The organism is Sporosarcina sp. SAFN-010, from assembly GCF_059415065.1.
On record NZ_JBPFDS010000004.1, the window covers coordinates 44734 to 68788 of the forward strand.

Genomic DNA, 24055 nt, shown 5'->3' on the forward strand with positions numbered 1-24055 from the left:
CATCGTCACTTCCTGTCATAGTCGTATCGTGAATGTGCTACCTTTACCTAATTCACTTTGAACCTCAATCGTGCCACCGTGTGCTTCTGTCAATTCCTTCACAATCGCAAGACCTAGGCCGGCACCGCCAAACGAACGCGAACGGGATTTTTCGACACGATACAGTTTTTCGAAGATGTGTTGCTGATTTTCAACAGGAATCCCACACCCATTGTCTTCGACTTGCAAAACGGCTTGCTTCTTATCTTGAAAGGCACGAACGGTTACAGACGTACCACTATCTGAATAGTGAAGGGCGTTGTCCAGTAGGTTAAGGATAATTTGCTCCAGACGCATTCGATCTGCCACTAAAGGGAAATTATCGCCAGCTTCATGTAGGAGCACAATTCCTTTCATATCGAACGCTGGTTGTACGAGCTGTACAATATCATGGATGAACCGAGCGGAAGAAAACTCGGTTTTCATTACAGAGAACGTCATTTCATCCATCTGAGCGAGATCCATCAAGTTTTTTACGAGTGTTTTCAAACGCTCGGCCTCTTCTTCGATAATGGATAAGTACTTGAAGCGCTCTAAATCATCCAGTTCTGTCCGTTGAGCAACTTTCGCATAACCGATTAAGTACGTGAGAGGTGTCCCCATTTCGTGAGAAACCGATGCTAAGAATTCGTTGCGCTCGCGTTTAACGCGACTTAAGTCGTTCGATAATTTGCGGATTGAAGTTGCCAGTTCACCTAGCTCATCATTCGAAAGGTTAGGCAAGTCTACATCGAAGAATCCTTCGCTAATCTGTTCTGTCGCTTCTTTCATCCGAATAAGCGGACGTGTCAACCATTTGGATAACAACATATAAACTACAAACAAGATGATGATACTTCCGCCACCTGCAAGGATGAAGTGGACATTGAGCTGACTCACGAGCTGATGAATGGGCGCTGTGCTCTGCAGCATAACGAGTGAACCTGAATTGCCTTGAACCTCATATGGATGGACGCTAACGAGATAAGGGGACTTTTCCCAATCGACGGGCATAATCATATCTTCCGTCGGTCGTTCTTCTTTGATTTTCGTCAAATAAGGGACAAGAATCTCCTCGTTTTCCAATGAATGCTGTAATACATTTCCCGCAGCATCGAGGATCGCGACGTCCCGTTCACCATCCCTTTCCATGAGGATGATATGCTGTAACGTCGTTTCGGTGTAATTATCTTCTAATACATTGCGGTGATTGCTACCGGTTTTCCAAAGACGATCGAGTTCTTCGTCCACCCGTGCATGCGTGATGGTCTGATGCAAATACACCATGAGCAACGTATCCATGATAAGAAATGAAATGATAAATGAAGCCGCTAACTTCGTTGAAATTTTGTTCACAGAACGCGCTCCTTTTCACTCTAATGAGCAGTATAAGTTAAACGTATCGAAAATTTATGCAGAAAGCACGGATTATGTACGCTATTAAAAAGACTATCCAGAAATCAGTATGTACTGAATTTCTGGATAGTCTTTAATGTAATTCACATTAAATTTTTAGTAAGCGGGCATTGATTGCCACGATTACAGTACTGAGAGACATCAATATCGCACCGACTGCAGGACTCATCACAATCCCAATTGGATAGAGGATACCTGCTGCAAGCGGTATCGCTGCAATATTGTATCCAGCAGCCCACCATAAGTTTTGCTTCATCTTACGGTACGTAGCAGAAGAAAGCTTAATGATGGTGACGACGTCTTGTGGATTGCTTTTTACAAGTACGACATCTGCAGTTTCTATCGCGACATCAGTTCCGGCACCAACCGCAATACCAAGGTCTGCTTTTGCAAGTGCAGGGGCATCGTTAACACCATCTCCCGTCATCGCGGTTCGAAGTCCTTCTTTTTCTTGAATGTGGACAATTTTTTCTGATTTCTCATGAGGGAGTACTTCAGCAAAAATTTCTTCAAGTCCAAGCTGTTTGCCCACGTATTCAGCGACTTGTGTCTGATCGCCCGTCAACATAATCGATTTCACGTTCAATTTTTTTAGCTCGCTTACCGCTTCAACAGCCGTTTCACGAACAATATCTGCAAGGGCGATCATTCCAGCGAGCTGATCGTTAACGAGTAGGAAGACAACAGTTTTCCCTTCTGCTGACCATTTGCTGAAGGAGTTTTCACTATAAGAGAGATTTGCTTCTTTCATATACCCGGGACTGACGACTAGCACATGCTTGTCATTGACCATTCCTTGCAATCCTTTTCCTGTAAGTGATTGGAAATCGTGGACTTTCGGTACTTTGATGTCAGATTGCTCTGCTTTTCTTGCGATTCCTTTAGCTAGAGGGTGTTGTGATTGGGACTCGACTGCCGCTGCGTATGAAATCACGTCTTCTTCCTTGTAGCCATCCGAAGGAAGGATATCCGTCACTCCAAACTCACCTTTTGTAAGGGTACCTGTTTTGTCGAAAACTACCGCTTCGATTTTCCGTGCTTCTTCAAACGCAGGACGATTACGAATGAGCAACCCATTTTTTGCTGCGATGGAAGTGGAAACGGCGACGACTAATGGTGCCGCTAGTCCTAGAGCGTGTGGACAAGCAATAATGAGAACCGTTACCATGCGCTCCATTGCAAACGATACAGGATAACCAAGCATCAGCCAAACGACGAAAGTGATAAGTCCGGCAGCAAGTGCACCATAGAATAACCATTTAGCCGCACGATTCGCAAGGTCTTGTGCACGAGATTTTGATTCTTGTGCTTCTTTTACGAGTGTAATCACTTGTGAAAGATATGTATCTTCACCTGTTTTTGTAACGGATAGCACAAGGGAGCCCTCTCCATTGATGGATCCGCCAATGGCTTCTTCATCCACTGATTTGTCAACTGGTAGCGATTCACCTGTTAACATAGATTCATCCACAGAAGATTTACCTTCCACAATACGTCCATCTACTGGAACTTTCTCGCCAGGTTTGACGAGTACGCGTTGACCATGCTGCAAATCCGATACTTCTACTTCCGTTGTCGAACCATCCTCGTTCAGTAGGTGAGCTTCAGATGGCATTAGTTTAGCAAGTTCTTCAAGTGCCTTCGATGCTCCCATGATGGATCGCATTTCAATCCAATGGCCAAGCAACATGATATCGACGAGCGTAGCCAATTCCCAAAAGAAATTATCTTCTGCCAATCCAAAGACAGAAGCCGTACTGTACACATACGCAACGGTAATTGCGAGAGAAATGAGCGTCATCATCGCCGGTGTACGGTCTTTAAGTTCGTCTTTAGCACCTTTCAGAAACGGAAGTCCTCCGTAAAAGAAGACAAAAGTAGAAAGCGCGAACAGGATATACAAATCTCCTGTAAATCTCCAGTCGACGTTCAGAAACTGTTGAATCATAGGGGATAGTATCAGAATAGGAATTGTAAAAATAAGCGACACATAAAACCTTTTCTTGAAGTCTTGTACCATGTGGGCATGGTGGTTGTCATGACCTTGTCCTGAATGACCTCCTTCGGTATGCTGCGCGTCCGAGTGGTTCGCATGCTGATTTATATGATTGTCATGAGTATTCATTGTAAAACTCCTCTCGCAAATTTTGTTACTATACGGTAGCTATACCCGCCAATTGTGCAAAATGTGTGCAGTTCTCACAAACAATTGAATCGTACGCGGAATAAGGAGATTCTAAGGAGTTTCTTCATTTTTGTTATCTCGTGATGATTATCGGGAACACCTTTACAGAAATGAAAAAAAGGAGCGATTTATTTATGAAGAAACAACTACTCGCAGTGAGTGCTGCATTCGCTGTCGTTCTGGCAGGCTGTGGAGCGACAACAACAAAGGAAGACAAACCAGCTACAAGTGAAGAAGTTTCCCACGATGATATGGAAGGTATGGATCATTCAAGTGACGGCAGCATACCTGAAGGCTTAAAAGAAGCGGAAAATCCAACATTCCCTGTCGGATCTGAAGCAATCATTGAAACGGATCACATGGAAGGCATGAAGGGGGCGACTGCAACAATTAGCGGAGCCTATGACACGACGGTGTACTCCATTACCTACACACCAACGGATGGCGGAGAGAAAGTAACGGATCACAAATGGGTCATTCATGAAGAAATCGAAGATCCAGCACCGGCTCCACTTGCAAAAGGAACTGAAGTGACAGTTCTTGCTGATCATATGAAAGGAATGGAAGGAGCAAAAGCTGAAATTGAATCTGCTAAGCAAACAACCGTTTACATGATCGACTACGTGCCGACAACGGGTGGAGATGAAGTGAAGAACCACAAATGGGTCGTGGAAGATGAATTATCGGAAAAATAAGCATCAAATGAAAGAGCTGCCTAGTGCAGCTCTTTTTTTGTAGGAGTGAAGAAGGAAGGTTGCTCATAACATCGTCCCCATATGGTAAAATGATAAGAAAATTACTAGGCAATGATACATGATCAATAACACAACTACAGCTAGTAGAAGAGGGACTCCATGAAAATTACAATCGAAAACGAAGTCTTCCATTACAACGTGCAATATGGGAAAGGGAAGAAGCTTTCCTTACACATCGACTCATTCGGGTTCATTACCGTGAAAGCTCCGAATGGCACGAGCGAACCGGTCATCCAGCAAGAACTGCACAATTGGGGAAGCTGGATTATAGAAAGGATGAAGGAGAGGGAGTCTAAAAAGGTAGATCCACTCGCCAGACAGTACGAGTCCGAGGGGACGTTTCGTTATTTAGGAGAAGAACGCCAACTTCAAGAACTCATTGAAACGCAAGGACTCAGTGAAGACCAACTGAAACACAATCTGAAAAAGTTCTATTTCACCCAATGCAAAACATTGATAGAATCGCGCATCAAAAGCTATCAGAAGGAACTGAAAGTCTCTGCAAAAGAGATTTCAATCATCGAGTCGTTCGGCAAATGGGGCAGCTGCAATTCGAACAAAAAACTCGCATTCAATTACCGTCTCGCCATGGCTCCCGTAGATGTCATCGACTATGTCATTGTTCACGAACTGTGCCACATCACACATATGAACCACGACCGTTCCTTCTGGCGACGAGTCGGAAGCATCATGCCAGATTATAAAGAGAAAGAAGACTACCTCGCTAAGAATCAGCACATGATGACCCTTTGAAGAAAGTCGTAGGAAATCAAAAAAGAGATAATTGAGTTCACCTGTGGAATCCCCAATTTAAGAAAACGGTTCAATTACTTTTTTTTCATAAGAAGACAACACGATATTCGTTGAGGGGGTACCATATTGCATGGAGTCGTCAATGAATTGTTCTAAACTTTCTACAGAAGACGTTGCTAGTTTGAAAATATAGCTAATTTCGCCTGCTACTCGATAGCACTCAAGTACATCCGGATGGCTATGGCAAAATTCAGCCAATGCTTTGCAATCCCTTGATACAAACAAGATCAGTGCAGAAATGGGACGGTTCATTTTTTTTAGAGAAACATGGGCATGGTAACCTTCAATAATTTGTTGCTCCTCCAATTTTCGTACTCGCTCAGTGACGGATGGGGAAGATAAGTGAACGGCTTCTGCTAAATCCTTCATTGAAATTTTTGCGTTCGATTGTAAGATACTCACGATGTTTTTATCAATTTGGTCCATGAAATAGCCAACCTTCTTTTTTAAAATAGAATAGCTTAAATTCCAAGTTAATTAAAGATAAACAATGAAATATCCTTTGATACCTTATTCATGATTCTTCAATCTTTATATAAAATAAGGTATCAGGAGGCGATATGAGATATGAAGAAGATTCTATTATTATTGGCTGATGGATTTGAAGCGGTAGAAGCTAGTGTATTTACGGATGTACTAGGTTGGAATAGATGGGAGGGGGACGGAACCACTGAAGTGGTAACAGTCGGTCTTAAGAATAAATTAACGTGTACATGGAATTTTACTGTCATCCCAGAAAAAACGTTGGAGGATATTGAACTAGATGAGTTTGATGCACTTGCTATCCCTGGTGGATTTGAAGAAGCTGGCTTTTATGAGGATGCTTTCAGTACGCCATTTTTAAATGTAATTCAACATTTTCATGCCAAAAAGAAGCCAATTGCTACTATCTGTGTTGCATCATTAGCTCTAGGCAAAAGTGGAATTCTTAAAGGTAAAAAAGCCACGACTTACAATCATTCAACGAGTATCCGAAAAGAGCAGTTGAAGAATTTCGGTGCAGTTGTACAAAATGATTTAGTAGTTCAAGATGGTCATATTATTACCTCTTCAAATCCAGGTACAGCTTTTGATGTTGCGTTTTTATTACTCGAAAACCTAACGTCTAAAGAGAACGCAGACCATGTAAAGGATCTTATGGGATTTTAGATTGGTCTTCACTCAGTCAACGGTTTAGAGGAATGCTTGGGAAGATACTTGAAGACTGTAAGCTAAATGTACTTAAACTAATGATGCGCAAGCAATTACTACAATTCAAGGATTTAGTTAGAATACAAGGTTAAGACTTCTTGCGAGGTTGCAACACTTGAGTCGCTCAGGTCTATAAAAAAGTCCGATTGCCATTTTTGTGTTGCGACAGCTTGCTGACTAGTGGGCGTATCCCAACTAGGATAAACTCTAAATGCCATTTTTCCGTTTGTCCTAGTTGTTTTAAGAATGTTTTTGCTTGCGAGGATTGTTTTCGGTAAGATGAACTGTCCAAAATGATGTTCAGTAAAGACATTGATGACTACTAAATCAGGAGAAGAATCGTATGAAAAAGGCTGATTTTTATTGTTTTCATCTTTCTCCCAGAGTGCCACAAATTGACCTTTCTTCGTAGGAGTGATTTTGGCAACTCTAAAACGAACGGACTTAGCGCCTAACTGAAAGACTCCAGCTCCGTACTCCGAGTTTTGACATTCTTCTTGAACTTCTCTTATAGTGAAGTGATTTGGCCGGTACACGAGATTATTAACGTATGTAAAAGCCGTTTGAAAGTCATTCATTACAATCCCCCCATTAGTACCAATATTTATCGGATAAGAACGTTTGTTCTATTGTATAATAAGTCAAAGAAATTAGCAATGGAATGAAAAGAGGTTATCGCCATTCTAGGTATAAGCCACAAACGACTTTACAGGTAAAGGAGCGAACCCATGGAAACCGAAATCCTTACCATCTTTAACGAGCAGCAAACTCCGATAGGCACAGCAACGCGCGAAGAGGTTCATCGTCTTGGCCACTGGCATGAAACGTTTCATTGTTGGTTTGTTGCGAAAGAAAATGGACAAGACATGCTCTACTTGCAACTACGTAGTCCAATTAAGAAAGACTATTCCAACTTACTAGACATTACCGCAGCGGGACATTTGCTCTCAACTGAAAGTGTAGAAGACGGCGTGAGAGAGATTCAAGAAGAAACTGGAATCGTGGTCGCGTTTGAAGACTTGCATTCACTCGGTATTATCCCATACAGCATGAAGAAGCCTGACATGATTGATAATGAGCTGGCTCATGTGTTTGTTTATCACACGGAACACAAGTTAAATGATTTCCACGTGCAACCGGAAGAAGTGGCGGGAATTTACAAGATAGCGTTTCAAGATTTTGCGAAGTTATTGAATAGTGAAATCGAAGATATCCCGTGCCTAGGGTTTACGCTTACTGAATATGGCGAGAAGCTCATCCACGAGAAAATGATAAGCAAATCTGATTTAGTGCCACATCCCGATTCGTATTACGAGGCTGTAATTCATGGGATTAATGAGGAACTTTTGAAAGGAAGAGGGATATGTCATTAAAAGTAGGAGACATCATTAAATTCACTCGGACTTTTACAGTGAGAGACGTAGAATTATTCATAGAGATTTCAGGTGACGAAGGAATTCATCATGTGAGCCCGGACGAACAGGGAAGACGTGTAATACAAGGATTATTAACCGCAACGTTACCAACAAAAGTAGGGGGAGATCATAACGTATTGGCGCGTACGATGAATTTTGAGTTTTTTAGACCTGTATTTACAGGAGACACGATAAGCTGTGAAGTGAAAATTGAAAAATACGAAAGACAAGAGAGTGATAGAACAGCTATCACGGCATCCTTTACATGTAAAAATCAGAATGGAAAAGAAGTTTTGCAAGGGCTTTTTTCAGGGGTTATCCTGTAACCCCTGGATATGTTTCTACCAAGCCCGTGTGTCATACAAGTCAAAATTCATGTCCTCCACACAGAAACCCATAGCCCTCATGACTCATACGTTACTTTGCGTTTTCATCAGGTTGGTGAATTCCAAAGATATTCCCTTCCGTATCCAAATAATATCCCTGCCACGCCATACCTGGTAATGCATACTTGGGTAAAGCTACCATACCACCGTTCTGAAGTATCTTTTCCTCGCTCGCATCGTAATCACCAACACCAATCGTACACGCATATCCGTTTAGTGCTTGGTTGAGCTCGGGAGGTAAACTTTTACGTTTCATGAGAGCACCATTGATGCCCGGCCATTCCTCATCTCCAGTCACAACACCGAAGTAAGGGGAACCGGCGTAGTCACTCCAGTCTTCAAACTTCCATTCAAATACATCCCCGTAAAACTTCTTGGCACGATCCATATCATCCACATGAATTTCAAAATGAATTACTCTACCCATAATTGCCTCCTCATAAGTTGTGATTTGCAAAACAAATTCAGTACCAGACTACAAAAGTCTATTTGTTCAAATAATATAACATATCTTGATGGTACATTGCATTTGAAGGAAACAATACATTTGAATAAATTTCATACTAGAAGCGCAGCGATTTATCAGTGAAGTCATTCGCTAGTCATCAAATCATCCTACCCAAGTTACGCGTTGCCGTTTTTGAGTTGGATAAGCGAACTGGCATTATTAAGACTTTGTAAATCTTCGTAGGAATGCTATCTAACTAGCAAAAGTCATGATACCTTCAGGATAGAGAAGACTATCTTCTAAAATCGGGGAATTGGAATTAATGAAACGAACAATCAATAAAAGGAGGCTCCTATGAAGCCAGCGAACTCGAATCGAAGTATTAAAACATTATTGGAAATCTTAGTAGTGTCAACACGGCTTGGGTTGACATCATTTGGCGGACCCACTGCGCACTTGGGTTATTTCCATGAAGAATACGTCCGAAGAAGAAAGTGGATGGACGAAAAAAGTTATGCAGATCTCGTAGCATTATCGCAATTCCTTCCAGGGCCAGCGAGCAGCCAAGTCGGAATTGGAATCGGTGTGATGCGAGCAGGTGTCATTGGCGGTATCGTCTCGTTTCTTGGATTCACACTTCCTTCTGTAATTGCGCTCATCCTGTTTGCAGGATTACTTGCGACTACAGATATTGGAAATACAGGGTGGATCCACGGGCTGAAACTGGTCGCAGTGGCGGTCGTTGCCCATGCGATCATCGGAATGGCTAAAAACCTGACGCCTGACGTTACAAGGAAGACCATCGCACTTTTTGCACTCATCGGTACACTGCTGTGGCAATCCGCGTGGACTCAAGTCGGGGTTATTCTTATCGCTGCACTCGTGGGATTCTTGGTGTTCAAGAAGCACAAAGAATCGGAATCAGCAAAATCGAGTTTCCCCATCACGAAACGCGTTTCTGCAATTTGTCTACTCATATTTGGTGGACTGTTAGTTTTGTTACCTATCCTTCGAGAATTGACAGGGTCTGTCTGGATTGCCATGATAGATAGTTTCTATCGATCGGGATCACTCGTTTTTGGCGGTGGACATGTCGTACTGCCTTTACTTGAACAGGAATTTGTTCCAACTGGCTGGATCAGCGAAGAATCATTTTTAGCAGGATACGGAGCGACCCAAGCCGTCCCAGGACCGCTCTTTACATTTGCTGCCTACTTAGGCACTGTCATGAAAGGGTGGGTAGGCGGGTTCGTCGCAACGTTCGCTGTGTTTTTGCCCGCATTCCTGCTCATTCTAGGAGCACTCCCTTTTTGGGATCAGTTACGAAACAACCCGAAAGTTAAGGGGGCAATCATGGGCGTCAATGCAGCTGTGATAGGAATTCTAATCTCTGCATTCTATTTTCCGATTTGGTCCAGCTCCGTCTTACAAGCTACTGACTTTGCCTTAGTAGCTATATTGTTCAGCATGCTTGCGTATTGGAAACTGCCCCCTTGGATGGTTGTAGTCACGGGAGCTCTTGGCGGTGCGATATTGTCATTTGTGTGAATCCATAAAAACCGTCCCAATCATTGCATTTGGGACGGTTTTTTAGTTCCAATTTAATTGTGTAATACATAGGTGCAGAAGTGACTGTTACTCGCCCGCGCCGATTTTTGCAAACAGCTCCAACGTATCCGTTTTCTGTGCATGGTCGGGATGGCTGATATCTTCTAGTGGGGCTCCCATGACGATACTAATGTACTCCCCATTTCCAGCAGAGCCGAGCGTAGCCCAGCATTGTCCAGCTTCATACGTAGTCCCGGATTTCCCACCAAGAATCTCAAATCCGTCCTGTACTTCTGCACTTAAGGAAGAAAGGACAGTCGATGATAAAGTAATGCCTTGGGGATGATCTGCAGTCGATGTTGTTTGAAACGTCCCTTTTGTGAAAATCGCTCTGAAATTTTGGTTATCAAGAGCGTAATCTAGCAGCTTGGCCATATCAGAAGCAGTTGTATATTGCTTTGTATCATGTAGCCCCTCCGGATTCATAAAGCGGGTTCGGCTCATTCCGAGTTCGGCCGCCTTATCGTTCATAAGCTTCACAAACTGCTTCGTACTCCCTGCCACATGGATCGCCAAAGAGTTAGAGGCCTCTCCTCCGGAAGGTAAAATTGTGCCATACAGCAAATCGCGGTAAGTGACCTTCTCTCTGCCATAGAATCCCGCCATTGAAGCATTTTGCGCTACCATTTCCTGATACGTATCAGTATCGACCGGAGCACTTGCAGAGAGATCATCAATATGCTCAAGCGCGACGATTGTCGTCATCATTTTTGTGAGTGATGCTGGATACGCTTTCTCATTCGCATTTTTCTCATAAACCGCTTTCCCTGTAACCCGATCCAACATATAGATATACGGACTCACATAGTCATCGGTTTGATAACTGCCCGGTAACTTTTTATTAACCAGTCCGTTCCAACCTGTAACATTTATAGCGATAACTAGAACGACAATGAAAAGAACCAGACCTTTTAAAACTGTCCACAACTTCCTCATCTTGCATCTACCTTTCATCCCGCGGTGATCCCGCACATTTCTTTCTCTATGATGTTAAGTATAAGGGAGAACCATGAAGGAAAGCACAGTCAAATTATGAAGTTTTTCTTAAGACCATTCGAGTATGCCATTCAAGCACGAATCTGCTGATGTTCTGAGCAAGGTTCCCTCATAGGATTACGATCCAGGCGGACAATTGCTCTGGATGAAACTGAAGGAAATCGATACAAAGGATTCCGCAAAATTGTGCACGAAACTTTCTTCACACTCAAGCCGTAAACATAGTAACGCATTGCCAGGACGAGAAAAACGAGGGGGGAACGGAGATGAAAGAATTCATCATCAAGCAAAAAATGTTGAGCATGAGCGGACAGTTCAAAGTGAAAGATGCGGAGGGGAACGATGTCTACGAAGTGGAGGGCAGCTTCCTGAAAATCCCGAAAACGTACACCATCCAGGACCTCGAGGCGAACGAAGTCGCACAAATCATCAAAAAGTCATTCAGCTTCTTGCCGACGTTCTATGTGGAGGTACAGGGACAGGAAACCGTGACAATACAGAAGGAATTCTCTTTCCTGAAACCTAAGTATACAATTGATGCAGCAGGCATCGAAGTGCTCGGAACTTGGTGGGAAATGAGTTTTGACGTGCTGAAGAATGGGGAAGTGGCGGGCACGGTCGATAAGAAATGGTTCCAGTGGGGAGACAGCTACCAAGTGCAAATCTACAACGAGGAAATGGAGACACTTATCATAGCACTGGTCATCGCGATAGATTGTGTCAAAGCTGACCAGGCTGCCTCATCTTCAGCTGCCTTCTAAGGCGTATCAAAAAAGAGACCGCCAACTGTTTGCAACCAAATCCATCACAAAGAAGCAGCTATCCTGCAGGATAGCTGCTTCTTTTTTATAAATAAAAAACAAGTAGGTGAAACACAGGCGGTCTTAATCCGCCATTTACAACATTCAACCAACAGAAGCGAGATACTTTGTAACCTTCATTTGCACGGTTAAGTGCTTAGGCTATATAAATTAGATAAATTGAAAAAATAAGGTATAACAGAGGAGTAACGGTCAAGATTCTCGACAAGGAACACCGTCCAATAAAGAGTCTAGCAATCAGCTCATTTCTATCGTAAATTGATGATCGCTATGAAATTCAAAATCAATAACAATCGCTACATCGTGATCTGTGATTTAGCAAAGCAATCTCAATCCACAGTTGCTAATGAAGTCTAATTATTATATTGATTGTACAGTTCACTCGAATTGTTTAATGTTAAAGTAAGTGTTAGAATTATTAAGTAGCAGAAAAATCTGCGTAATTCAAGTAGTAACGAAAGGGAGAATAGCTATGAAGAAATTAGAAGGAAAAGTAGCGATTGTAACTGGAGGAGCATCAGGAATTGGACTAGGAACTGTGCTACGATTGGCAGAAGACGGGGCAGCTGTTGTGGTTGCTGATTTAAACGAAGAAGGAGCAAAAAAGGCTGCTGATGAAATCGTTCAAAACGGTGGTCAAGCTATACCGTTTAAAGTGGATGTTTCAAATGAGGAAGAAGTCAAAGCAATGGTTGAAAAGACAATCGAAGCGTTCGGAAGACTGGATATTCTACACAATAACGCAGCGTATTCACCAATTGCCGATAAAGGTGTTCCTGAAATGGACGTCGATATGTGGGATGCCGTAATGGCCATTAACCTACGCGGGCCGATGCTTGGATGCAAATACGCGATCCCTGAAATGAGAAAAGTAGGCGGCGGCTCAATCATCAATACAGCATCTGCAAACGGTAAAGTCGGCGATTACGAGCGTACAGCATACTCCGCTTCAAAAGCAGGCCTTATGTCGTTCACTCGTTCGGTTGCGACTCAACACGGTAAAGAAAGCATCCGTTGTAACACGGTCCTACCAGGTCTGATTGTAACACCAGCAACTCGCAGAAAGTTCTCTACTGAATTAATGGAGCTCATGGAAGAAGGAAACTTAACGCCATACGTAGGTGGCCCAGAAGATATAGCTGCGTTGGTATCATTCCTCGCATCTGAAGAGTCACGTTACATTACAGGACAAGAGATCAACTGTGATGGCGGCGTTCTTGTTCGTGCGGGTGCAGGGGCGATTATGAGATATATTCGTGAAAAAGAAAGCAAATAACTGATATCAGCTGTCCCAAAAGGTCATGACAAATGACTCTTTTGGGGCAGTTTTATTGTTTTCTAATGTTGAGAGTGTCCTGAAATCGGAGGATTGGTAGTTCTGTTACCTATCATCTGAGAACTGACAGAATCCGTCTGGGGCGTCATAGAAGAGTTCCATTTGCATAATGATTGGACACTGAACAAAGCCAAAGATAGTTGAATGGTGTTCTAGTGTATACTGTTACAAAATTAAAAAGAGAGCAAGAAATCGAAGTGATTTCCAGCTCTCGTTGCTTATTATTGATATTTTATTCAATTACTAGCAGACAATATAAAGTTACTGGTCGTTGTCCATTTAGCGGGACTCAATCGTCTGAACGGGAATCGTGCCCGGATCCTGTTCGGGTTCTGCCGCTGCTGAAGGTTTCTTAGACCAGATTGTTGCCAAAATCGGACCTGAAATGTTGTGCCAAATAGCTCCCCATACGCTTGGAAGAGCAGCCAAAGGACCAAAGTGTGCAGTTGCCAGTGCAACGCCGAGACCCGAATTCTGCATGCCAACTTCAATGGAGATAGCTCTTCGATCGGACTCATTCAATCCGAGCATCAAAGCAGTCAAATAGCCAAGCAACAAGCCAAAGCCGTTATGAAGGAAAACTGCAGCAAATACGACAAAACCGGAAGAGATGACATTGCCGGCATTGGCAGATGTGACCGCCGCTACAATGATTAGGATGGCCAAAACTGAAATAAGCGGAACAACAGAGACACTCTTCTCCACAGCTTTCGGGAAAAATCTTCTGATCAACAGACCCAATACAATCGGAACAATGATGACTTGAACGATTGACTTAAACATCGACATCGGGTCAACCGGCATCCACTGTCCCGCAAGCCATAACAGCAAAAGCGGCGTGACAACCGGCGCAAGCAGTGTAGAAAGGGAAGTCATCGCAACGGACAATGCCAAATTCCCTTTCGCCAAATAGACCATTACATTGGAAGAAGTCCCGCCTGGCACACAACCAAGGAGTACCAAACCAGCGGCCAATTCTGGCGGAAGCTTAAGCACATAAGCAATCGCGAACGCAACAAGCGGCATGATCAGAAACTGAGCAGCGACGCCCACAATTACGGGCAACGGTTTCGTAGCGATAATCTTGAAGTCCACCGCCTTCAACGTCAGCCCCATTCCAAACATGACAACGCCGAGTAAAATGGAAATGTAAGCTCCTAATCCTAGGAACGGTGTGGGAAATAGGAAGGCCATGAGTGCAGCGATGATGACCCATACTGCAAAATACTTTCCTGCAAATGAACTGATTGACTCCAAAACTTTCATTTTCGTTTACCCCCTCGAAATCCTCTGGACATCGTTCAAAGAAGCAGGCACTTGCTCTCGCTGAAACAGATAACCTACTCCCTTGCACTGATCCTCTTTTGCGGAAACTGATTCGACAAATACCAAAAACAAATACTTTATCAACCAAAACGATAAGTTTAATTATACACAATTATCAGAATGATACAATATATATTTCATATCGCATCCACGAAGAATATATATGAAGAAAAAAGTGGATGGACGAAAAAAAAGCTCTGCAGAACTTCTGGCATTATCTCTGCAGAGCTTGATATGATTATATGAATTACATAGGTGTTAGTTATCAAGTACTTCAATTAGATAGATTCTTTTTGCAAATCCCCCGTGCTTTTCGGATTTATTTGCGCGTAGCTCTTCTAGTTTTTCTAAACTTATTCCTTGAATATTAGCGGCAGTGTGTAACAGTTCTAACAGATCAGCCAATTCTTCTAATTTCTCATCGTTATTTTTCGCCTCAACGTACTCTGCTAGTTCCTCATGCATTTTTCTTTCTACTTCTTTAAGGTATTCCTCATTTGAGAGAATTTTTACGAGAGGATTCTTGCCGTTCTGATGAATGATTTCAGGTATAAGGTCTCTAACTAGTTTATTGTAAGTTGTCATAAGGCCCCTCTTCCAGTATTTTACCTTTAGTCTATCAAAGTTCTTGAATTTTTTATACGTCCACATTACCAATCTTATCTTGTCTATGTTTAATAGTTTTAGAGATCTTAAAAGTATATTGTTAGTGTCTTTTCAAAGTCGTGTTGTCTACTTATAAGATTTGATTTGCACGGAATATCTAAAGTGTTACTTCGTATGATAAACTATTCTTAAAATAGTCAATTCCTACGAAGAAGTCCCTACATTAAAAAAAGGGTCAAACCTGAACCCATTAGAGAATTGGGAGACGGATATAAAGCTTAAAGACGTATATACGAAATACAAATTATATTTTTATTGTATTTAAAAAAGAGAGGGGATGTGTACTATATGAATTCCCATTTACACGTCGCAGGTGCTGTTATACATAATGATGACGGAGAGATACTCTGTGCTCAACGATCTGAAAACATGACGCTCTCTGGATATTGGGAATTTCCGGGAGGAAAGATTGAAAAAGGAGAAACGCCTCAAGGTGCGCTTGTTCGTGAAATAAAGGAAGAGCTTTGTTGTGAAATTACTGTAGGTTCATTTGTTGAAAATACGATCTATGACTATGATTCCGTGTCAATTTGTTTAAAAACTTATTATGCTGAGATTCAGAATGGGACTGTAACCGCTCAAGAACATAGTGAACTTAAATGGGTTCCCTGGCATGATCTTCTTACATTACAATGGGCACCGGCAGACATACCAGCCGTTGAAAGGGTGATGCAGCAATGCAAGAAGGTATATATGAACAGATAATTAATGAGCAGATAAAATCTGAACTGCTAGAGCTTTCTCCTGAGTTATTTGCGGTCGAAACAGAAAAACTAGAGGAAGCAGAAGCAAGATCTTTGCTCTCAAGCTACATCTCGTCGGTGACTCGTATTGCGCTTTCTCATATTAGAGAGGGTAGTGATAAAGACGATGCTCTATTAAAACAAATACAAACCTGTAATGAAATCATAGACGTACTTCAGGAAAAACTGAACGATCAAGATTTTGCGAAGCTGAAAATAGAAGAACATGCAGAAATTCTAACATCGATTTATAAAACGATGAATACCACGCTCTCACTTAACAACAAAAAGGTTCAAAGGCCAGTTACTCCTTTATCTCAGAGCTCGTTATTTACTGGTTCTCATGCTGAACCGAATATGTTAGAAGAGCTAAAGAAAGAAATTGCAACTTCAGACGAAATTGAATGGCTGGTTTCGTTTATCAAATGGTCAGGGTTGCGTATTATTATAGAGGAACTTCGTAGTTTTACTGAACGTGGTGGCCAGCTAAGTATCATTACAACTTCTTATATGGAAGCAACTGATTTCAAAGCACTTCAAGAATTAAGTCAGTTACCAAATACAGAAATTCGTGTTTCATTAGACAAAGAAAGAACACGTTTACATGCCAAAGCCTATCTATTCAAACGTAAAACAGGGTTCAGCACTGCTTACATAGGCTCGTCCAATCTATCGAATCCTGCACTCACATCAGGACTTGAGTGGAACATAAAAGTGACCGAGAAAGATTCTTTCGACATCATTCGAAAGTTTGAAGCTACTTTTGATAGCTATTGGAATGATGAAGAGTTTAAAAGTTTGATGCCGGAGGATGAGAAAAACTGGGCACTTGTTCGCCAATCACTAATAAAAGATAAAGTTGTGGAGTCAAACGAGCACTACTTTTTAGATATACGACCTTATCATTATCAACAAGAGATTTTAGATGAGTTGGAAGCCGAACGAACAATTCATGGGAATATGAAAAACTTGGTGGTGGCGGCAACTGGTGTTGGAAAAACAGTGATTTCAGCGTTCGACTTCAAAAGGTTTCTTCAACAAAAGCCGAATGCCAAATTATTGTTCATTGCACATCGTGAAGAAATATTGCGACAAAGCATGTACACCTTCCGAGCGGTTCTAAAAGATGCTAATTTCGGTGAGATGTTCGTTGGTAGACATGAACCCTCTACTTTCGATCATCTGTTTATGAGTATTCAAAGCTGGAACAGTCGAAAAATGATTAATAAAACCACTAAAGATTTCTATGATTTCATCATTATAGATGAGTTTCACCATGCCACCGCCCTGAGTTATCGAACGCTATTGAGCTATTATAATCCGACGATATTATTGGGACTCACTGCCACTCCTGAAAGAATGGATAATGAAAATGTTCTTAGTTACTTTGATGATCGAATTGCTTCGGAAATGAGATTAACAGAAGCGATTGATAGAAAATTGTTGAGTCCATTTCATTATTTCTGTGTAACAGATAACGTTGACCTCACGGCTGTTAAATGGACTAGAAGAGGCTATGACCTAGATGCTCTTTCAACCATTTATACTTCTAACGACCGTCGAAGCGATCTAGTTATCCAGAGTATACGTAAATATGTTACTTCATTAAACGATACTAAGGCAATAGGCTTTTGTGTGTCAGTAGAACACGCAAAGTACATGTGCGGCTATTTTAATCAGAAGGGCATTCCCTCGATTGCATTACATGGAAAATCAACAGATGAAGAAAGAAGTAACGCAAAGAGAAAGTTAGAAAGTGGAGACGTTAAATTCATTTTTGTCGTCGACTTGTATAATGAAGGCATTGATATACCAGCTGTTAATACCGTTTTATTCCTAAGACCGACGGAAAGCTTGACTGTTTTCTTGCAGCAGTTAGGCCGTGGTTTACGTTTGGCTGACGATAAAGAATGTTTAACTGTTTTAGATTTTGTAGGACAAGCACATACCGATTATCCATTTGAGGAAAAGTTCCGTGCATTGATCGGGAGGACAAAACATTCTGTTCGATATTATATTGAAAATGGATTCTTTCACTTACCCAAAGGATCCGTGATTCAAATGGAGAAACAAGCGAAAGAATATATATTACGCAATGTAAAAGAAGTGAGAAACACGAAGCAAAATCTAGTTACAAGGATAAAATATTTTGAAGAGGACACCGGAGAAAAACTAACTTTATACAACTTTTTGCACTTTTATCATCTATCCCTTGCAGAATTTTATGGCAAAGGAAAAAATCGTACATTTTCAAGGTTGCAAGTGGATGCTGGATTATCGGAGGATTTTGAAAGCAAATATGAAGAACTATTTACTAAGCGCATTCATTCCTTGTTTCATATGGACTCCATTGAAATGATCATGTTTTTTAAAAAGTATTTAGAAAATGGATTTATTGAGACAGAGGAACAGCGTCTGATAATTGGTATGTTTTATTATTCATTCTTCAATGCTCCGCCAGGGAATTTAGGATTTGAATCCATGCATCATGGAATTCAACAGATAGTAGCAAATGATTCCTTGAAGCAAGAAATACTCCAGGTGATTGAGGTATGTCTAGCCAATATTAAATCAGTTGAAAAATCATCACCGTTTAATTTTATTTCACCACTTCGTGTGCATGCACAGTATACATCCGATCAAGTTTTAGCTGCATTTGGTTATTTTAGTGAAAAGGTGAAGCCTGCATTTCGTGAAGGTGTCAAATACTTTGAGGACAAGCAAACAGATATCTTTTTCATTACATTAAACAAAACAGATAAAGACTTTTCACCTTCAACCCTCTATGAAGATTATGCAATTAGCAACCGTTTATTCCATTGGCAATCGCAAAACAGAACCACTGACACGAGTCCAACGGGTATGCGCTATATCAAACAGAGAGAAAAAGGAAATAAAATTGCTTTGTTTGTCAGAGAGTATAGGCAGAAGGATGGATATACGGCACCTTTTACATTTTTAGGAACAGCTGATTATGTGAGCCATGAAGGCAATCAACCCATTAGTTTTGTTTGGCGTTTACATGAGGTTATGCCGGCAAGAATGACCGCGACGAATATGAGTGTGATATAGAATAAGTGACGGTTACTTTGCGGAACGTAATTCCTAGCAGGGTGAAAACTGTTTGAGTGTAGCTCCTATACTAAAGTGTATAGGGGCTATTTTTATTTTAGATGAGAATACTTGAGTGTTCTATTCGTTGTAGTAAGTGAGAACAGCTTTTATGGGGAGACAGCGATATGAAATCTACGGAGAAAAATTTTATTCGGCGGCTGAAGCGGCATCGAGAAGATGCAATCGAATATGTCATTGACACTTATATGCCTGTAGTCAAGGCGGTGGTCTACAAAGTGCTCGGCCCGACAGAAGCGGATCAAGATGAATGTATCAGTGATGTATTTCTTGCTGTGTGGGAACGTGCCGGTCAGTTCGAGGGAGATCCAGCAGAGTTCAAGAAGTGGATTTGCATGGTAGCGAAGTATAAAGCAATTGACGAATACCGCCGTGTGATGAAGCGTAAGGGACGCGAACACGAGATGGGGGACCTGTCTTTCATCCAGGATCATCAAGATAAGTTGCTTGAAAAAGAGGAGCAAGAAGAATTGTTGCTTGCGATGAGTCAGCTGAATGAAATGGACCGTGATATTTTCACGATGAAGTATTTTCTGGATATGTCCAACGGAGAAATTGCCGAATCTCTTCACGTCACGAAAGCATCTGTTGATAACCGGCTGTACCGCGGGAAAAAGAAATTGTCTGCTGTCCTGAAAAACGAATGGAAGGAAGAGTATGTATGAAATCACTTTTTGAACGGTTAAACGAGCTGAATACGGATGAGGAAATCGAGCCAATTGACGTACCAGATGAAGAAAAGCAAGCGATGAAGCAACGAATACGGAAGAAAATTAATCAACAGCGACGTGTGCCGAAAATCTGGCGCAATATAGCGGCTGCAGCTGTCATTGGAGTTGCTTCTGTGATGACTATTGGCTTCGGATTCCCAACGCTCGCCAGTCAGATACCGCTTGTCAGCAATATCTTTTCCATCTTCAATGAAGAACAGGACGGCTTCTATACAGAGTATGAAGAATTCGCGACAGACGTCAGCCAAGCACAGACAAGCAACGGCGTGACAATCATGATCGACCGAGCGGTGTATGACGGCAAGTCCGTGACACTTACGTACTCTGTTGAAACAGAGAAAGAACTTGGTCCGAACAGCGGGGTGAATACGATACTGGATGTTGAAGATGCATCCGGCTCCGGAGGAACTTCTACTGGGTTACAGAAGGTCGAGGACCATAAGTATGTCGGCATGGTCACTTCCACGCCTCATCTCAAATCGCCACAGGACACAGTAAAAGTGACATGGACTCCCCAAAGCATAGACAATATGGACACGATGGAAGAATTAAAAGGCGATTGGCATTTCCAGTTTACATTGGAGGCAATTACAGGTGACGGGCAGGATGTTACCCAGTCTGTTGCAGGGGAAGGGATTGAAGTCACAATCGATTCTATACGCTTTACGGACATTTCAACTGTGATTGAGTACAGTCAGACTGTAGAACAGTCCGTCACTGATCAATGGGAGTGGGTCACGTCCGATTTGTTGATTAAAGATGATCTAGGAAATGAATATCTGACCAACGGCAATGGTGGTTTCAGTGAGAATGGCCAAGATTACAAGTGGAGCACGACAATTAAAAAAATTGATGAACGGGCTTCTAAGTTAATCTTCACACCTGAAATTATATTGAGCGAAGGCAGCGGGAACGGGCATGAAAAATTGAAGCTTGACCCGATGGAGGTTAAGCTGGATAAATAACACGAAAAGAGATATGTCTGTTTTTTAGGACATGTCTCTTTTGGAATGCAGAAGCTTGTGCGTTGCACGATTCTGTATTGCAGAATAGGTGTAGGGTGCAACTATAGTTAATTTCACGAAGAAACAGTTCCTGATGAGGTGGCATCGTCAATAGCCAAAGGGAATTGTCACGAAAAAGATAGGGAATACTAATTACTATGCTCTCTATCCAGATTATGTGTGCATTTGTACGATTCACAGGCAGTGGGGGTGAAAATTGCAATCAATCGTAAATAACCGCTTTTGTGCCGTGAAATAAAGGATCGTCCTCTGTAATGATTGTTTGTTTATCCACTTGACTGTACTCCTCATACTCCAAATTTGTATGAATTAGTATAAGTCAGTGGCTATAGAAAGAACAGTTTATAAGTGATTTAGGGGATATGGTATAATGAAAGCAAGGGATGGTGCTGCCGAGAGACAATCGGGCAGACCCTAGTGAAGGTTACGAGTATGATATAGACGCTTTCCAATTCATTGGCAAGTGTTTTTTTATTGTTTGGTGTACAAATGTTGTGAGATGGGCTATTAAAGATGATGTCGGCAATCTACGGCCAAGATGTGTCCATGGAAAGGAGTAAACAAAATCATGCAATCTTTACAATCCTATATTGACCATCATTTCAAAGGGATTTTGCTAGCACCTTCGCTGTTCTATTCGTGGTCCCCTGCAATCCGTTACGAAATCTCGGATCCGACGATTTCAGTGAATGAGCCGGTCGTGTTACAGCTGAGGCAAGCATTCCATCGATCCATTACATTGTTTGACGAAGTGTTCCATGGACCGGATGAGATGTTGCTGATTACAGATGTCCATACGACTTTGTCGAATTCCTATCTTCGAAAGAGACCGTTAAATGTCTACTTGAAGTATGTCAAACAGCCTGATGTGTTAACTCGGTTACGGCATGAAGTTATCCCGGATCCCTTTGAAGAGGAAGAGGAGCAACGTGTTATTCATCGATTTTCCCTGCTTTGTAAAAAGGGGGACATCCGTTATCAGAAGCTGTTGCAGGCAATCTGTTATGAAGACTTTGCGCATCCTTCAACGATATTGAAAAGTAATCCCTCGAGCGGTGTTGAAGTGTATTTCATCAATGTTACTCGGAACCTAATTTATCACCTTTACGACGATCGAGGCTGTGATATTTTAGCTTCGGATAAAAATGATATTCGATTTTTGTATGAGACCTATAACGATTGGATTCTAGATTATGATCGGAAAGCAATTGATGAAACCTTTCATGATAAGGATAGATAACTGGGATCGCACCTTGTATGAGGAGCGGTCTTTTTGTTGTGCGCCAATATGGCGGATAGAACGGTCTATTTGTGTTTCTTGTCATTTTCATTATTGGTATAATAGGCTAACTCATTAATTCTATAATCCAGTGTTGCACGGAGACATACTTTTTTAATAGAAAGGGGACTACCAATGGGATTCCGATTTCAAAAACGCATTAAAATTGCACCAGGGGTTCGGTTGAACATTAGCAAAAGTGGAGTCAGTACATCCCTTGGTCCGCGCGGTGCGTCAGTAACTGTAGGGAAACGGGGTGTTCGAGCGAATGTCGGGATTCCAGGGACGGGCATCTCATACTCAGAGCAATTGACGTCCCAACGATCCAAACGTCCTCAGCGTTCTGCTTCTCAAGCTGCTCCAGCGACTAAACCCGCTTTTTCTGCGGAGGCTAAAGAAGTCGAGGCATACACAAGCTATGTCGATATGTTGCTCTCCATTCATTTTGAGACGGGGCAGCCTGTGGATTGGGGAACAATTCTCCAGGAAGACTTGGACCAACTTGCAGCACGTGGTCCAAATGCTGAGGTGGCGCGCCACAAGTTGGAGGTGTTCCAACCGACCTGGCTTGACCGGTTGTTCCGCAGAGAGGAAGCGAAACGGCGGGAACTGAGAGAGGAATTGAGCAAAGCGGTTGAGCAGGACAAGGTAGTGCTTTCTGAAAAACGGGCGCTGTCCGATCAGGCGACCAGGGTGCTTGCGGGGGATGAATCCACATGGCTGGAAGTATTACTTGCGCATCAGGCGTTCGATTCCATCGAGCAGTTCGGGAATACGGTCCATGCCCAATTCCGCAATGGCGAGTTGACGGTGTATGTAGAGATCGGCGAAGAGGAAGTCGTGCCTACAGAAGTGCTGTCGCTGACGACAAAAGGCAATTTGTCCCGAAAAAAAATGGGGAAAACCAACTACTATGCCCTATATCAGGATTATGTTTGCAGTTGCATCATAGGTGCGGCACGCAACGTGTTCGCAATTTTGCCAGCTGAGCAGGTGCTCATAAATGTCTATGATCGGAGCCAAGCGGACGAACCGCCGATCAAAGGTTGTATTGCGTCCGTGCGGATCAGACGGAACGAGTTGTCCGGAATGCTCTTTGAATTGCAGGACTCCTCAAGAACCGTAGAAACCTTTGAGCACCACATGAATCATTTGAAGACGAAGGGGTTTCGCTTGGTAGAGGAATTGGTGTGAAAGATGAGACAGTCATTTATTTGCTCGATTTAACAACTAACTTACAAGACAGGAAGGTGCAGAATGACTAAGCATAGAATTTTCACGACGAGTTTCTCAAGTGTTTATCCTCATTATGTTGCGAAGGCGGAAAAAAAAGGACGTACGAAAGAAGAAGTCGATGAAATTATTCGCTGGTTGACAGGCTATCAACAAGAAGAGCTGGAAGCCCAAATAGAAAAAAAGACCGATTTTGAGACTTTCTTTTCGGAAGCTCCACAAATGAATATTGGACGTACATTGATTAAAGGCGTGATCTGCGGCATCCGGGTGGAAGACATTGAAGAACCGTTGATGCAGGAAATCCGTTATTTGGATAAGCTAATCGATGAATTAGCAAAAGGCAAAGCGATGGAGAAGATTTTGAGGAGTGTCTGATTAAGCTCTTGTTTTGTACCAGTGTAGTGTGAATGAACGCACAACCACGTCGCTGATCCGAAATGAAAAAAAGTTAACAGTTTTATCTGTCTTTTCAGTCGACTGTGTTCAGCTTTTATTGTAAGCTTGAATCACTGAGAACTAAACGGACAGA

The 24055-nt window shown here is 42.2% G+C and carries 23 protein-coding genes; 15 read left to right on the forward strand and 8 right to left on the reverse strand.

Going from position 1 to position 24055, the window contains the following annotated elements:
* Positions 1 to 15: 15 nt before the first annotated feature.
* Positions 16 to 1374, reverse strand: a complete 1359-nt coding sequence (locus tag ACR65F_RS06585) for a sensor histidine kinase (protein ID WP_440503724.1) — start codon at positions 1372 to 1374, stop codon at positions 16 to 18.
* 148 nt (positions 1375 to 1522) lie between these two features.
* Entirely contained in the window at positions 1523 to 3559 is a 2037-nt protein-coding gene (locus ACR65F_RS06590; protein WP_039043789.1) for a heavy metal translocating P-type ATPase, read from the reverse strand.
* A gap of 194 nt (positions 3560 to 3753) precedes the next feature.
* Here ACR65F_RS06590 and ACR65F_RS06595 point away from each other — a divergent pair, with 194 nt between their 5' ends.
* Both ACR65F_RS06595 and ACR65F_RS06600 read left to right on the forward strand, forming a co-directional pair.
* The gene (locus ACR65F_RS06595) at positions 3754 to 4314 is read left to right on the forward strand and encodes a YdhK family protein (RefSeq protein WP_039043788.1); all 561 of its coding nucleotides are present in this window, start codon (positions 3754 to 3756) and stop codon (positions 4312 to 4314) included.
* Positions 4315 to 4473: 159 nt separating this feature from the next.
* Positions 4474 to 5127, forward strand: coding sequence for a M48 family metallopeptidase (locus tag ACR65F_RS06600; protein ID WP_039043787.1), 654 nt, complete (start codon positions 4474 to 4476; stop codon positions 5125 to 5127).
* 57 nt (positions 5128 to 5184) lie between these two features.
* On the opposite strand, the gene ACR65F_RS06605 is transcribed toward ACR65F_RS06600, so the two are convergent.
* A complete protein-coding gene (locus ACR65F_RS06605; protein WP_440503726.1) occupies positions 5185 to 5613 on the reverse strand; it encodes an Lrp/AsnC family transcriptional regulator in 429 nt (142 codons plus the stop codon).
* A gap of 141 nt (positions 5614 to 5754) precedes the next feature.
* On the opposite strand from ACR65F_RS06605, the gene ACR65F_RS06610 reads away from it, so the two are divergent.
* Positions 5755 to 6336, forward strand: a complete 582-nt coding sequence (locus ACR65F_RS06610) for a DJ-1/PfpI family protein (RefSeq protein ID WP_440503727.1) — start codon at positions 5755 to 5757, stop codon at positions 6334 to 6336.
* A gap of 113 nt (positions 6337 to 6449) precedes the next feature.
* On the opposite strand, the gene ACR65F_RS06615 is transcribed toward ACR65F_RS06610, so the two are convergent.
* Positions 6450 to 6956, reverse strand: a complete 507-nt coding sequence (locus ACR65F_RS06615) for a MepB family protein (RefSeq protein WP_440503728.1) — start codon at positions 6954 to 6956, stop codon at positions 6450 to 6452.
* A 150-nt stretch (positions 6957 to 7106) separates the two neighbouring features.
* Here ACR65F_RS06615 and ACR65F_RS06620 point away from each other — a divergent pair, with 150 nt between their 5' ends.
* Together ACR65F_RS06620 and ACR65F_RS06625 are read left to right on the forward strand one after the other, a co-directional pair.
* Positions 7107 to 7751 (forward strand): NUDIX hydrolase, encoded by a 645-nt coding sequence (locus tag ACR65F_RS06620; protein ID WP_440503729.1) that lies wholly within the window; start codon positions 7107 to 7109, stop codon positions 7749 to 7751.
* Positions 7742 to 8119, forward strand: a complete 378-nt coding sequence (locus tag ACR65F_RS06625; protein ID WP_440503730.1) for an FAS1-like dehydratase domain-containing protein — start codon at positions 7742 to 7744, stop codon at positions 8117 to 8119. Before ACR65F_RS06620 ends, ACR65F_RS06625 begins: the two co-directional genes overlap by 10 nt.
* A gap of 91 nt (positions 8120 to 8210) precedes the next feature.
* On the opposite strand, the gene ACR65F_RS06630 is transcribed toward ACR65F_RS06625, so the two are convergent.
* Entirely contained in the window at positions 8211 to 8606 is a 396-nt protein-coding gene (locus ACR65F_RS06630) for a VOC family protein (RefSeq protein WP_440503731.1), read from the reverse strand.
* A 375-nt stretch (positions 8607 to 8981) separates the two neighbouring features.
* Between ACR65F_RS06630 and ACR65F_RS06635 the strand changes: the two genes are divergently transcribed.
* Positions 8982 to 10175 (forward strand): chromate transporter, encoded by a 1194-nt coding sequence (locus tag ACR65F_RS06635; RefSeq protein WP_440503732.1) that lies wholly within the window; start codon positions 8982 to 8984, stop codon positions 10173 to 10175.
* Positions 10176 to 10262: 87 nt separating this feature from the next.
* Here ACR65F_RS06635 and ACR65F_RS06640 read toward each other — a convergent pair whose 3' ends face one another.
* Positions 10263 to 11171 (reverse strand): D-alanyl-D-alanine carboxypeptidase family protein, encoded by a 909-nt coding sequence (locus tag ACR65F_RS06640; protein ID WP_440503733.1) that lies wholly within the window; start codon positions 11169 to 11171, stop codon positions 10263 to 10265.
* A 326-nt stretch (positions 11172 to 11497) separates the two neighbouring features.
* Between ACR65F_RS06640 and ACR65F_RS06645 the strand changes: the two genes are divergently transcribed.
* Both ACR65F_RS06645 and ACR65F_RS06650 read left to right on the forward strand, forming a co-directional pair.
* Positions 11498 to 11992, forward strand: a complete 495-nt coding sequence (locus ACR65F_RS06645) for an LURP-one-related/scramblase family protein (protein ID WP_440503735.1) — start codon at positions 11498 to 11500, stop codon at positions 11990 to 11992.
* A gap of 532 nt (positions 11993 to 12524) precedes the next feature.
* Positions 12525 to 13328, forward strand: coding sequence for an SDR family NAD(P)-dependent oxidoreductase (locus ACR65F_RS06650; protein ID WP_039043777.1), 804 nt, complete (start codon positions 12525 to 12527; stop codon positions 13326 to 13328).
* 339 nt (positions 13329 to 13667) lie between these two features.
* Here the strand turns inward: ACR65F_RS06650 and ACR65F_RS06655 are convergent, their stop codons facing one another.
* Both ACR65F_RS06655 and ACR65F_RS06660 read right to left on the reverse strand, forming a co-directional pair.
* Positions 13668 to 14654, reverse strand: coding sequence for a bile acid:sodium symporter family protein (locus ACR65F_RS06655; protein ID WP_440503736.1), 987 nt, complete (start codon positions 14652 to 14654; stop codon positions 13668 to 13670).
* Between the two features lie 318 nt (positions 14655 to 14972).
* Positions 14973 to 15299, reverse strand: a complete 327-nt coding sequence (locus tag ACR65F_RS06660) for a nucleoside triphosphate pyrophosphohydrolase (protein ID WP_039043776.1) — start codon at positions 15297 to 15299, stop codon at positions 14973 to 14975.
* Positions 15300 to 15668: 369 nt separating this feature from the next.
* Between ACR65F_RS06660 and ACR65F_RS06665 the strand changes: the two genes are divergently transcribed.
* The 7 genes from ACR65F_RS06665 (at position 15669) to ACR65F_RS06695 (ending at position 23901) form a co-directional block, all read left to right on the forward strand.
* On the forward strand, positions 15669 to 16085 hold the full coding sequence (locus tag ACR65F_RS06665) for a (deoxy)nucleoside triphosphate pyrophosphohydrolase (RefSeq protein ID WP_039043775.1): 417 nt from the start codon (positions 15669 to 15671) through the stop codon (positions 16083 to 16085).
* A complete protein-coding gene (locus ACR65F_RS06670; protein WP_440503737.1) occupies positions 16058 to 19195 on the forward strand; it encodes a DEAD/DEAH box helicase in 3138 nt (1045 codons plus the stop codon). The genes ACR65F_RS06665 and ACR65F_RS06670 overlap by 28 nt, the downstream gene beginning before the upstream one ends.
* A 167-nt stretch (positions 19196 to 19362) precedes the next feature.
* Positions 19363 to 19920 (forward strand): sigma-70 family RNA polymerase sigma factor, encoded by a 558-nt coding sequence (locus ACR65F_RS06675; RefSeq protein WP_440503738.1) that lies wholly within the window; start codon positions 19363 to 19365, stop codon positions 19918 to 19920.
* Positions 19917 to 20951, forward strand: coding sequence for a DUF4179 domain-containing protein (locus ACR65F_RS06680; RefSeq protein ID WP_440503739.1), 1035 nt, complete (start codon positions 19917 to 19919; stop codon positions 20949 to 20951). Before ACR65F_RS06675 ends, ACR65F_RS06680 begins: the two co-directional genes overlap by 4 nt.
* A 628-nt stretch (positions 20952 to 21579) precedes the next feature.
* Entirely contained in the window at positions 21580 to 22251 is a 672-nt protein-coding gene (locus tag ACR65F_RS06685; RefSeq protein WP_440503741.1) for a DUF3885 domain-containing protein, read from the forward strand.
* Positions 22252 to 22425: 174 nt separating this feature from the next.
* Complete coding sequence (locus ACR65F_RS06690) at positions 22426 to 23484, forward strand: DUF4236 domain-containing protein (protein WP_440503742.1); 1059 nt, start codon at positions 22426 to 22428, stop codon at positions 23482 to 23484.
* Between the two features lie 63 nt (positions 23485 to 23547).
* Positions 23548 to 23901 carry a DUF2200 domain-containing protein gene (locus ACR65F_RS06695; RefSeq protein WP_440503743.1) on the forward strand — a complete coding sequence of 118 codons (354 nt, stop codon included), beginning with the start codon at positions 23548 to 23550 and terminating at the stop codon, positions 23899 to 23901.
* The last annotated feature ends 154 nt before the right edge of the window (positions 23902 to 24055 follow it).